Source organism: Pseudomonas sp. Bout1, from assembly GCF_034314165.1.
In the GTDB taxonomy this organism is placed as follows: Bacteria; Pseudomonadota; Gammaproteobacteria; order Pseudomonadales; family Pseudomonadaceae; genus Aquipseudomonas.
The window spans coordinates 3,975,880-3,988,241 of record NZ_JAVIWK010000001.1 but is presented as its reverse complement, the minus strand read 5'-3'; the positions used below and the strand labels follow the sequence as shown (position 1 = coordinate 3,988,241).

Here is a 12,362-nt window from a genome sequence, read left to right as displayed (position 1 = left end):
CACGCCGCAGCCGACACGATGGCCCGGGCCAGGTAACTCGGGAAAGTGTGATTGCCAAGATCTTGCATGGAAAGGACCTCTGAAAGTGAACCGGGCACAAGCGCGCTGCATTTGCTGTCTGGATAAAATATCCAGAACCATACAAAGTGTAAGGGCTTGCATGCCCATCGTCTTCAGTGCCCGACCAACTCTTCCAGCAACTGCTGCTTGTAGCCCTGCAATACCGACGAACTGCGCTCCCTGGGGTGCGGCAAGTCCACGTGGATTTCATGTTTGATCCGCCCCGGGTGCGCGTCCATCACGATCACCCGGTCACCCAGGTACAGCGCCTCTTCAATGTCGTGGGTCACCATGATCACCGTGCAGCGCTGTTGCACCCAGATCCGTTGCAACTCCCGCTGCAAGTGCACCCGGGTCAGGGCATCGAGGGCGCCCAGTGGCTCGTCGAGCAGCAGCACCTTGGGTTTGTTGATCAGCGCCCGGGCGATCGCGGCACGTTGCGCCATGCCGCCGGAGAGCTGGTGGGGGTAGGCGTTTTCAAAGCCTGTGAGGTTGACCAAGGCGATGTGCTCGGCCACCTGCCGGTCTTTCTCGGCCTGGGCCAACTTGTGGTTTTTCAGGGCCAGGGCGATGTTTTGGCTGACGGTCATCCATGGGAACAGGCGGTGGTCCTGGAACACAATGCCGCGCTCCAGGCTGGTGGCGGCGATGCGCTGGCCGTCCAGCAGGATATCGCCTTCGTACTCGGCCTCCAGCCCCACAATCAACCGCAACAAGGTGGATTTGCCGCAGCCGCTGGCGCCGACGATGCTGACAAACTCCCCTGGCCGCACGTCGAGGTTGATGTTGTGCAACACCGGCAGCGGCTTGCCTTCGATCCGATAGGCCTTGTTCAGGCCGCGAATCTGCAGGGCGCCGGTCTGCACGGCGGTGTGGAGGGCGTGGTGGGCAATTGCGTTCATGTTCATGGCCTTCAACGAATAGAGCGCCAGCGCAGCACGTGGCGGCTGAGGCGGGTAAACAGCAGGTTCATCAGATAGCCCAGCAGGCCGATGCACAGCACGCTGAGCACGATCACTTCCATGCGCGAGCCGGCTTCGGCGTTCATCATCAGGTTGCCCAGGCCGGCGCCGGAGGACAGGAACAGCTCGCTACCGATCGCCGTTACCCAGGCGAAGGCGAGGGCATGCAGTACGCCGGTCGCAATGCTTGGCAGTGCCGCCGGCAGCAGCACATGCACGAACTGCTGCACCGGGCTGAGTACCAGCACCTGGCCGACTTCACGATAACGCCGCTCCACATGGCTGAAGCTCTGGAAGGTGTTGAGCACCATCGGATAAAAGGCCGCGAGGCTGACGATCAGCACCTTGGAAAACTCGCCATTGCCGAACCACATGGCGATCAGCGGAATCCAGCCCAGCATCGGCACCTGGCGGATCGAATGGAACAATGGGCCGATCAAGCGGTTGGCCACGCCGGACAGCGCCATCAGCACCCCCAGCACCACGCCGAACAGGATGCCCAGGGCCAGGCCGCCGCTGGTGCGGGCCAGGCTGGCCAGCAGGTTGACCAGCAACTCGCCGTTGCCGAGCATTTCCAGCAACGCCGAGCCGATCGCCGACAGCGGCACGAAGGCGTAGGCGCCGGCCGCGTCCTGGCGCGAGGCGTATTCCCAGGCGATGACCAACAGCAATGGCAGCAACAGGCCGCGGGATTTTTTCAAGAGAGTCATGCCGGGCTCCTAGCGGGTTTGCCAGCGAAACAGCCGCTGTTCGAGTGAACGAAAACCAAAGTCGAGGGCAAAACCAATCACCCCGGTGACCACCACGCCCACCATCACCACGTCGATGCGCAGCATCTGCCGGGCCATCTCGATCATCTGCCCCAGGCCGCTGTCGGCCGCCAATAGCTCGGTGGCCACCAGCACCACCCAGGCGCGGGTCAGGCTGATCCGAAAACCGGTGATGATCGGCGGCGCGGCAGCGGGCAGGGCGATGCGCCAGACAAAGGTCGGCCAGCGCAGGCGGTACACGTCGGCCACTTCGAAGTAGCTGCGGGGAATGCCCTTGACCCCTTCGCTGGCGGCCAGGGCCACCGGGAAAAATGCGGTCTTGGCGACGATGATGATCTTGAAGGTTTCATCAATGCCGAACAGCAGCACGAACATCGGGATCAGCGCGATGCTGGGGATCTGGCGCAAGGTGTGGAACAGCGGGGCGCAATACACCTCGACGGTTTTCGACAGGGCCATCAGTACGCCAAAGGCCAGCCCGCACAGTGAGCCGATGCCAAAGCCCAGCCCGAGCCGGGACAGGCTGTTGCCCAGGTGTTCAGCGAGTTCGCCGCTGGCGAGCAGTTCTTCAAAGGTTTGCAGGACCTGGGCCGGCGGTACCAGCAAGTTGCGCGGGAAGATCCCGAGGTGCGCCACCAGCGTCCAGGTGGCGAGCAGGGCCAGGGGCGAGATGAGCCAGGTCAGGGCGGTGAGTAATCGATAGGGGCGCATGGCGGGTCTTATTTCAGCGAAGTACCCGAGGGCTATCGCAAGACATGTGCCAGTGAACACAACAGGGGAGAACAATGAAGGCCAAATGTGGGGGCTGGCTTGCCTGCGATGACGGTGGGCCAGTAAACATTGAGGCTGGCTGATCCACCGTCATCGCAGGCAAGCCAGCTCCCACAATGGATGGGTGTACATCCGAATGCCTGAATGATGCCTGGCCAACAATGGGCTGCTGCTCCAGCAACACCCCATCAGCATCATCTCAGAAGTCGTAGCTCACACTGGTGTAGTAGAACGCACCCTGCGCACCCTCCGGGCTGGTGATCGAGTAGATCGGCACGCCATACAGCTGCGCACCGGAGGCCTTGTCCGGGTGGGTGTTGAACAGGTTGGTCGCGCCGGCGGAAAGCTTGATGCCCTTGCCGAGGAGGTAGGACACGTCCAGGTCGGTCACCCATTGCGGGCTGAAGGTCTGGTCGAGGTTCGGGTTGGCGGCGTTGAGGCTTTTCCATTCGCCATAACGGCGCTGGGCCACGGTGACGCCCCATTGTTCATAGGCCCAGTTGGCGCTGAGGGTCAGTTTGTAGTCTGGCGTACCGTGCTCAATCAAGCCTTGGGTGGTGCGGCCGATGATCTGGTTGCCGGCGATGTTGCCGACGTTGCGCAGGTCGGTGATTTGTGTGCGGTTGCGCGCATAACCGGCGTTGAAGTTCACACGGCCCCATTGCTGCAGGTTCAGTTTGTAGTTGCCGGTCAGCTCGATGCCGTCGGTGCGGGTGTCGGCGATGTTGGTGTAGAACGCCGCGCTCTGGATGTTGGCGTAAGGCGTTCCGGCGAAGATCGGCGAGACCACCGAGGCCGGCAACTGGTCGGACAACGTGATGCGGTTGTTGATGTTGATGCGGTAGGCATCCACCGTCATCGACGCGTTGTCCAGCGGCTGCCACACCAGGCCCAGCGAGTAGTTGGTCGACTCCTCGGGCTTGAGCTGCGTGCCACCCAGGGCCTGGGCCTCCGGGCTGTTGGCGCGCAGGGTGCGCTGTTGCACCTCGACGTAGTTGCCGCTGCCCGGCGGCTGCTCCACCACCTGCACACTGAACGACGACATGCCACTCTGGGCCAGAGACGGTGCACGATAGCCGGTGCTGGCGCTGGCCCGTGCGGCGATCTGCGGGGTGAAATCGTAGCGCAGCGACAGCTTGCCGTTGGTGGTGTCGCCAAAGTCCGAATAGTGCTCGGTACGCACCGCGACACCGGCCTGGAACTTCTCGGTGACCTGACCTTCGACATCCACATAGGCGCCCAGTACCTTGCGTTGCTGCGAGGCCGCGTCGACCGGCGTAATCCCTGAGTAGTACCCGGAGAGCCGGCGCCCGGTCACCGGGTCAACGGTGTTGAACAGCGGGCCGTTTTGCGAGGCCGCTGGCGCGCCTGCGCTTAACTGGTAATTCTCCTGGCGCCAGGCCAGGCCCGCCGAGACGGTCAGCGGTTTGAACAGCAAGTCGGTGGGGAAGTCGCGTACCCAGTCCAGGGTCAGGTTGGTCTGGTCGTTCTTGCGCTCGCCGGTGTAGATCGTCGACGGGCTGTTGGCCCCCCAACTGGGGTTGATCGCATTGTAGTCGGTGGACTTGACGATGTTGGTGCCGTGGTTCAGCGCCAAGTCGAACTTGCCCAGTTGCTCGTTTTCGTAACGCAGGCCACCGGTGGCGGCATAGTCTTCCAGGGTATAGCGGGTGACCGGCAAGCGGCCGTCCGGGTAGCGCTGCAACGAAACGCTGCCGTAGTTGTTATACAGCGCGGTGGGCGGGTCGAAGAACCCGGTGGAGTCGGTGTTCTTGTGGGAATAAGTGGCAAAACCATAGGCGGTCAGCCCTTCGCCAATCCCCATTTCACTGTTGGCCAGGAAGTTGTACTGATCGGAGACACTGTTGGAGCCCCAGTTCCAGGTGCGATAACGGTTGTTCTGCTCGCGAGGCGTGTTGACGCTGGTATCGCCGCGATAAAAGATCCGGTTGTCGGGGTTGGTGTCGCTGGCCGGGTCCTGGCTGCCGGCATCGAAGCTCAAGGTCAGGAACCCGTCATTAGGCAACTCGAAGCCTTTCCAGCCGCTGTATTTGCGCTGCAGGCCATCGCCCTTGTTGTAGCCACCGAAGCGATAGCCGACGTTGCCGCCGTCGTCCTTCTGCTTGAGCACGATGTTGATCACCCCGGCGATGGCGTCGGACCCGTACTGGGCGGCAGCGCCGTCACGCAGGATTTCCACGTGGTCGATCGCACTCAACGGGATCAGGCTCAAGTCCACCGCTGCCGCGCCCCGACCATTGGCCAGGCTTTGGCGGGTGATGTTAGCGCTGGTGTGGCGACGTTTGCCATCCACCAGCACCAGCACCTGGTCGGAAGCCAGGCCGCGCAGCGAAGCGCCCTGGGCGATGGACCCGGCGAAGGCACCCTGGGGCGACTGCGGGAAGCTGAACGATGGCGACAGTGCCGTCAGTGCGCCGGACAAATCGGCAGCACCGGTTTGCTGCAACTGCTCCCCGGTCAAAACATCCACCGGTGCGGCGCTTTGCAGGGCGGTGACGTCGCTGCGGCGGGTGCCGAGTACCACTACGGTGTCGAGCTTGTCGGTCTTGGCAGTGGGCTGCGTCTCGGCGGCTACAGCGGGCACGGCAAGGCTGCCCATGACCAGCGCGATGGCGCCGGCCAACGGAGTACGTTGGAACATAGAAAGGTCCTTTCGAAGAATAGTGTTGGCTGCCCTGAGCCCGGCGCTACTGGTCGAGCAATGAAGATCAAATGTGGGAGCAGGCTTGCCTGCGAGACGTCGGCCCAGTCAACACAGTGGTCGGCTGACCCCGCGCTATCGCAGGCAAGCCAGCTCCCACATTTGATCTCCGTTGTTTAGCGAATAGCGTCCGGCACGAGGCTGGGGGGTTGGGTTAGAAGCGGCTGGTCACGCTCAACCCCACGGTGCGTGGGTCGCCGTAAGTGATCACGTACTGACCCAGCCCGCCGTTCGGCCGGCCATGCACCTGGTAGCGGCGATCGGTGAGGTTGTTCACAAACCCGGTGACGCTGAGTTTTTCGTCGGCGCTGTACCAGGTCAGGCGGCTGTTGGCCAAGGTGTAGTGCGGTTGGCTCAAGTCCTTGTCGGCGCTGCTCTGGCGGTCGGCAAGGAAGTATTCCTTGTCGCGAAAACTCACGTCGGCACCGGCCACCAGCTTGCCGCCGATCTCCAGCGGGATGGTGTAGTCGCCACCCAGCGACACCACGTTGCGCGGCGAGCGCACGAAGCTGTTGCCGCTGTAGTCACCGGTGACCGCACCGGTGTTGGGGTTGGTGTTCTTGAAGTCGGTGTACTGGCTATCGAGGAACGAAATCGCCGCCCGCAGGTGCAGGTAGTCGGTGGGTTGGCCTTCCAGTTCCAGCTCGGCGCCCTTGACCTTGCCCTTGGCGCCGTTGGTCAACGCGGTAGTCAATACGCCATTGTTGACGGTCAGCAGGTTGACCTGAATGTCCGAGTAGTCGTAGTAGAAGATGTTCGCGTTGGCCGTCAGGCGGTGGTTGAACCACTCGGACTTGACGCCGAATTCGTAGGCGTCGAGTTGTTCCGGGTCCACTGTGGTCAGCTGCGACAGGCTGGTGGACAGCCCGGTGTTGAAGCCGCCCGAACGAAATCCGTGGGCATAACGGAAGAACACCCGCACGTTGTCGTTGATCCGGTATTCCGGGGTCAGGTCATAAGTCCAGGCTTCCCAGGTCTTGTCTTCCTGGCGGTTGCCATTGGTGCCCACGCCAGCCAAGGGAATCAGCGGGCCGTTGGCGGTGGCGCGGGTCAACTGGGTGAGGTTGAGGTCGATATCTTTCTTTTCCTGGGTCCAGCGCAGGCCACCGGTGACGCTGAAGTTATCGGTGAGGTCGTACGTCAGGTTGCCGAACAGCGCATAGCTGTCGGTGGTGTGGTTGTAGCCCAGGTCACGCAAGTCTGTGGCGCCGTTGATTTGGTTCGAACCGGTGCCATTGGGTGTGGGCCCCGGGGCGATAAAGCGTCCGGCGCTGCTGTCCAGGTCTTCATGGAAATAGTGCGCGCCGGCCAGCCAGCGCAGGGTTTCCTGCTGGGGCGAGGCCAGGCGGATTTCCTGGGAGTACTGGGTGTATTTGTTGTCGGCGGTGGCGGTGCCGTTGACCTCGTAAGGCGTGTAGTCGGCATCACCGCTGGATTGGCCGCGAATGTAATCGTAGGCGCTGATGGACGTCAGGGTGTAGTCGCCCAAGTGCCAGTTGAGGGTCAGTGATGTGCCGTCATGGTTGAGCTTGGAGTCGTCGTCCACGTTCAGCGCAATGTTGCGCCCGGCGGGGCGCGTGTAGCCTGCGTTGTAGTAGCGCCCCAGGGTCAGCGCACCGTTGGCGCCGTCACCCTTGAACTCGCGGCTGTGGATCTTCCACAGCGCGTCCAGGTCCGGGTTGAGCTGGGCGAAGAATTGCAGGCGCACGGCCTTTTTGTTGACGTCGCCGTAGGTGTGATCGTCGATCAGGTTTTTCTGGAAACCGTCGCGCTCCTCGGAGTACAGCGAGATGCGCGCCGCGAGTTTTTCCGGGACCAGGGTGCCGCCGATAGCGCCGTTGACGATGCGCTCGTTCTTGCTGCCAAAGCCGATGGTGCCGTAGCCATCGGTGTCGAAGGACGGTTTCTTCGAGATAATGTTTACCGCGCCCGCGGTGGTGTTCTTGCCATACAGCGTGCCCTGGGGGCCGCGCAGGATCTCGATGCGTTCAAGGTCGAACAGCGGGCCGCCACCGGCGATTGGTGCATTCAGGTACACGTCATCGGCATAGATGCCCACCGGGTACACGGTGGCGGCGCCGGTGTCGCCGGTGCCCAGGCCACGAATGTACCAGCGCGGGCGCCCGTCGCCGTCGGGGTTCTTCGCCGAAGCGTTGGGAATGAAGGTGGTGATATCGCCCATCGACCGCACGCCGTCGGCAATGATGCTGGTGCCCTGGACTGCAGATACCGCCACCGGAACCTCTTGCAGGGTTTCTTCCCGGTGTTGTGCGGTCACGGTCACGGTCTTCAGCGACGGTTCGGTTTTGCTGGCGTCGTTTTCGGCAGCGTCGGCGGCCAACAGAGTTTCGCTGGCGGTGCCGCCTGCCAGCAGTAAAGCGAGCCACAGGCCCTTGGTGATCGGATTAAGCATGTGCATGAAATCTCCCCCGGAAAAGTTTCCTTGAAGGGGCTAGAGCAGAGATCGTGCCAAGGCCATTTCAATCTCGATACATGATCATAAGCTATTGAAAAATATAACAATAAATAATTTTAACAACAAGATTTTCAAGGCCGCGAAAGGCCTTTGAACAGACCTGTGGAGGATTCAGCAGAAAGTGCGTGGCAGGTGCTGCTGGAGCAGCAGGGGAGGTGTTGCCGTAGCAGCTGTCGAGCTCCGGCGAGGCTGCGTTTGCGGTGTGTCAGATGCACCGTTTACGCAGCCTCGCCGGAGCTCGACAGCTGCTACGTGGGGGAGGTCAAACAGCTACGCGAGAGGTGGAGCCGATGACCTTTTCCAGCACGCTGAAATCAATCCAGTCGCGTACATCGAAGCGCCGTGGAATGAAGTTCCAGCGATGCAGGAAATCGGTGAAGTCCTGCAAGGCGTCGATGGAACGCGAGTCTAGTGTGGTACGCAGCCGGCGATGGGCATCCTCGCCGTAGGCGGCGGTCACCCAGTACTCGCTGGTGTTGAGCTCCTGGGCCAGGAAGCGCCGGGTCTCATCCGGATTGGCCCAGGCCCATTGCTCGGTGCGCAGCACGGTGTCGACGATTTTCACGCTGGCGTCGAAGTGCTCCTGCAACAGGTTGATGTCTACCGTCAGGGTGCGCGGCGTGCCGTTGTTGGAGCGGATCAGCGGGTCCGGATGCGAGCCGGTGTCTACCACCACATGCAAGCCAAACTCGTTGGCCAGGTGCACCGCATGGGCACCCTTGAGGAAGATCGCGTCGATGTCGCCGCGCAGCAGGCCGATCAGTTCGTTATTGCGCCGGCTGAAGCGGCTCACTCCGAGGCTCGCCGGGGCGCTGTAGACGTATTGCACCTGGTTGTCGCTGTAGGTGCCGCCGTAGGGGTAGTCCACCAGCTCCACGTCGGAGACTTCCAGGCCTTCGAGCTTGAGCGCGTTTTCCAGGCCACGCAGGGCCTGGGCGCGGGTGAAGTCGATCTGCACGTTGGCCCATTTCGGCAGGCCGAAGCGCCGGTTTTTCAAGTCGCGCACGCTGCGCACACCGCTTTCGGCGGTGGTCAGGATCAACTGCACCTCATCGCTCCACGACAGCCCCAGCACCCGGGTTTCCACGCCGCTGGCGTAGGCCCAGATCGCCGGGATGTTACCGCCGTGGCGCACCGAGTTTTTCAGGTGGTGGTCGTAATGCGCCTCGCGAACTTCGCGCTCCGTGGACTCACGCAACGACTGGATATTGGTGCCAAAAGGCAGGAAAGCCTCCGCCAGGCGACCGGACTGCACCGCAATGCCGAGGCCGGTGGGAACCGGGCTGTGGGTGTACCAGAGAGTATCGAGTGGTTTGCTCATAAGGGTCTTCGTTCAAATCCATGAAATAGGAAACCTTTGTAGGAGCACGGCTTGCCGGCGATGAGGCCCTAAAGGTCATTGCCGCATTCAAGGCCGTCATCGCCGGCAAGCCGGCTCCTACACGGGTTAGCCTGCCAGCGCGGTTTTGCCGTTCAAGAGTGCTTCCAGCGGCCGTGCATCAATCCATTCACGCACATCAAAACTGTTCGGGATAAAGCGCCAGCGGTGCAGGAAATGCGTGAAGTCCTGCAGTGCGGCAATCGCCTGTTCATCGAGCCTGGTGCGCAGGCGCAAGTGGGCGTCGTTGCCATAGGCGGCGGTGACCCAATACTCACTGCTGTTGGTTTCCTGGGCCAGGTAGCGCCGGGTTTCCTCCGGGTGGGTGTGGGACCATTGTTCGGCGCGCAGCACCGAATCGAGAATCCCGCTGGCCACGTCAAAGTGGTTTTCCAGCAGGTTCAGGTCCACTGCCAGGGTGCGCGGCGTGCCGTTGTTGCTGCGGATCAGCGGGTCCGGGTGGGAGCCGGTGTCGATCACCGTGTGCAGGCCGAAGTCATGGGCCTGCTGGGCGGCGTGGGCACCTTTCAGAAAGATCGCATCGACTTCACCGCGCAGCAGACCGATCAGTTCCAGGTTGCGTTCGCTGGCTTTTTGCGTGACTGGCGTGCCGGCGATATTGCGCACCGGGGTATCGCTGAAGGTGCCGCCGTAGCGGAAGTTCTTGAGCTTTACGTCGCCGACTTTCAGGCCTTCCAGCGACAGCGCGTTTTCCAGCCCGCGCAGGGCCTGGGCGCGGGTGAAGTCGATCTGTGCGCCGGCCCAGTCCGGCAGGCCGAAGGTACGGCCCTTGAGGTCCTTGACGGTTTTGATACCGCTGTCCTGGCGGGTCAGGATCAGTTGCACTTCATCTGCCCACGACAGCCCGATCACCCGGGTTTCCCGGCCCTGGGCACGGGCCCAGATCGCCGGGATATTCCCGCCATGGCGCACCGAATTGCGCAGGGTGTGATCAAAGTGCGATTCGCGTACCGCCTTGTCATCGGACTCACGCAGCGACTGCACCTCGGTGCCGAGGGCGCCGACGGTGTCTTGCAGCCAGCCTTTTTGTACTGCAATGCCCAGGCCTGTGGGCACGGGGCAGCGGGTGTACCAGAGCGTATTGAGGGGTTGGGTCATCAGGGGTTCTCCCACAGCGTTCAGGCGCTGGCTTTCAAAGGTTGGATGGCCGGGCGCTGGTGCACCAGAGGCAGGACTTCCTGGCCAATGCGCAGGGCTTCTTCCAGGTGGGGGTTGCCGGCGAGGATAAAGGTCGAGAAGCCGGCGTCGCGGTATTCCACCAAGCGCTCGGCGATATTCTGGTGGCTGCCGACCAGGCCCACGGTGGGCCCGGGCTTGGCCTTGGCAAAGCCGGCCCAGAGGTTGGGGCCGATGATCAGGTCGTCGAAACGGTCGACGTTCTGGTGGTAAGCGGTCTGGCGCGCGCCGCCGACAGAGTCCGAGCCGCTGGTAAACCCCTTGGCGACCTGGCTGCTCTTGCCTTCGAGCTTGTCGAACTGGCGGCGCAGGTCTTTCCAGGCTTGCTCCTCGGTCTCCCGGGCAAACAGGTCTACCCGCAGGCCGAAGCGTACGGTACGGCCTTGCTTGTCGGCCAGCTCACGCACGCGCTCGATGTGTGGCTTGAGCTTGTCGATGGGCTCGGCCCAGTTCAGGTAGACGTCGGCGTGTTTGGCGGCGACGTCGAGGGCGGCGTCGGAGAAGCCGGAGAAATACACACCGGGCTTGCGTTCGTGGTGCAGGCCGTGGGGCAGGGTGCCGTTTTCCAGTTGGTAGATATCACCGTCGTAGGAGAATCTTTCGTGTTCCCAGAGGCCTTGGATGATGTCGAGGAATTCGCCGGTGCGTTTGTAGCGCAGGTCGTGTTCGAGGAAGTCGCCGTTGGCGCGTTGGCTGGCCGGATTGCCGCCGGTAATGATGTTCCACTCTACGCGACCACGGCTGAGGTTTTGCAGGATTGCGGCTTGTTGGGCGGCGTAGGCGGGCAGGGTCCAGGTGGCCTGGAAAGCGATCAGGAACTTGATGCGCCGGGTTTCGCGGGCCAGGGCCGCGGCGACGATCCAGGGTTCGGGGCCGGTGGGCAGCAGGGCGCCTTCGAAGCCGGCGAGTTCGGCGGCCTTGGCGACCTGGGCGATGTAATCGATGTAGGTGAAGTCGTCGGGTTGGCCGTTGGGCAGGCGGCCGGGAGCGATGTTGCCGGGGCGGTGGTCCGGGTTGCCGCGGTTGTGATTGTCGGTGGTGAGTTGCGGGCCGTCGGTGCCCAGTGGCAGGCGCCAGAAAAATTCAGTGGTCATGGGGGCTCCGGGTTTAGTCACGTTAGGTGCGGGGACCTTTTGATAATGGGATTGCAACGGGCATGCCATGGGGGCTTGGGTCAACGGTGGCGGGTTTTTTTGGTTTTTTTGGGGTGGGGGGTGCGTCTGTAGCAACACTGGGTCAGCAGTGGGTGCTGTAGGTGAAGCACTTTGTGTACATATCCGTTGTTGCGGTCAGGGCCGCTATTGGTTTCGCTCTTACAGCGAGTCACTTTGCAAAAGCGGCAAAGTAACCAAAGCGCTCTGCCCCGCCTGTCGGCGCCTCGCTGTGGCTCGGCGTTCCCTCACTCCGGCACCGCGAAGCGGGCCGCCGCGACGGGCCATCCATGGCCCGGCGCGGCTAAACCGGCGTCCTGCCGGTTTACCCGCTCCGCAATACCTGCGTTCGGCCTCGGGCTGATTGGGGCAGTCAGATCAAGAACAAGATCAAAAGCAAGAGCACGGCGGCCTGAAAGCCGACCTGAGTGTTAAAAGCAAAGCGCTTTTCTGTAGGAGCTGGCTTGCCGGCGATGCAGACAACTCGGTCTTGCAGGTAAACCGAGGTGATGCCATCGCAGGCAAGCCAGCTCCTACATTTGACCGTGCCGCTTTTGATTTTTCTGTTGCTTCTAACACTCATGTCGGCTTTCAGGCCGCTGTGTTCTTGATCTTGCTTTTGATCTTGATCTTGATCTTAGGCGCCCCGTTAAACCACGCTGGCCGAACGCAGGTATTACGGAGCGGGTAAACCGGCAGGACGCCGGTTTAGCCGCGACGGGGCAGGGACGCCCCGTCGCGGCGGCCCGCGGAGTAATGCCGGAGCTGAGGGCACACCGAGCCTAGGCGAGGTGCCGAGTGGTGGGGCAAGAGCGTTTTGCTTACTTTTGCGCTTTTCAAAAGTGAGCCGCTGTAAGAGCGGAACCAATAGCGGC

9 protein-coding genes are annotated in these 12,362 nt (G+C 62.2%); all 9 read right to left on the bottom strand.

The genetic code is table 11. From position 1 onward, the window contains the following. Window positions 1–173: 173 nt before the first annotated feature. Window positions 174–962 carry an ABC transporter ATP-binding protein gene (locus RGV33_RS18585; RefSeq protein ID WP_322145542.1) on the bottom strand — a complete coding sequence of 263 codons (789 nt, stop codon included), beginning with the start codon at window positions 960–962 and terminating at the stop codon, window positions 174–176. Window positions 963–973: 11 nt separating this feature from the next. After that, the gene (locus RGV33_RS18580) at window positions 974–1,732 is read right to left on the bottom strand and encodes an ABC transporter permease (RefSeq protein WP_322145541.1); all 759 of its coding nucleotides are present in this window, start codon (window positions 1,730–1,732) and stop codon (window positions 974–976) included. Window positions 1,733–1,741: 9 nt separating this feature from the next. Then, window positions 1,742–2,503, bottom strand: a complete 762-nt coding sequence (locus tag RGV33_RS18575) for an ABC transporter permease (protein ID WP_322145540.1) — start codon at window positions 2,501–2,503, stop codon at window positions 1,742–1,744. Between the two features lie 259 nt (window positions 2,504–2,762). Beyond that, a complete protein-coding gene (locus RGV33_RS18570) occupies window positions 2,763–5,225 on the bottom strand; it encodes a TonB-dependent receptor (RefSeq protein ID WP_322145539.1) in 2,463 nt (820 codons plus the stop codon). Window positions 5,226–5,439: 214 nt separating this feature from the next. Beyond that, a complete protein-coding gene (locus RGV33_RS18565; protein WP_322145538.1) occupies window positions 5,440–7,704 on the bottom strand; it encodes a TonB-dependent receptor in 2,265 nt (754 codons plus the stop codon). A gap of 319 nt (window positions 7,705–8,023) precedes the next feature. Then, entirely contained in the window at window positions 8,024–9,082 is a 1,059-nt protein-coding gene (locus RGV33_RS18560) for an ABC transporter substrate-binding protein (protein ID WP_322145537.1), read from the bottom strand. Window positions 9,083–9,208: 126 nt separating this feature from the next. Next, window positions 9,209–10,258, bottom strand: a complete 1,050-nt coding sequence (locus tag RGV33_RS18555) for an ABC transporter substrate-binding protein (RefSeq protein WP_322145536.1) — start codon at window positions 10,256–10,258, stop codon at window positions 9,209–9,211. 20 nt (window positions 10,259–10,278) lie between these two features. Continuing rightward, window positions 10,279–11,430, bottom strand: coding sequence for an LLM class flavin-dependent oxidoreductase (locus tag RGV33_RS18550; RefSeq protein ID WP_322145535.1), 1,152 nt, complete (start codon window positions 11,428–11,430; stop codon window positions 10,279–10,281). Between the two features lie 430 nt (window positions 11,431–11,860). Further along, entirely contained in the window at window positions 11,861–12,070 is a 210-nt protein-coding gene (locus RGV33_RS18545) for a hypothetical protein (protein ID WP_322145534.1), read from the bottom strand. Window positions 12,071–12,362: the final 292 nt, after the last annotated feature.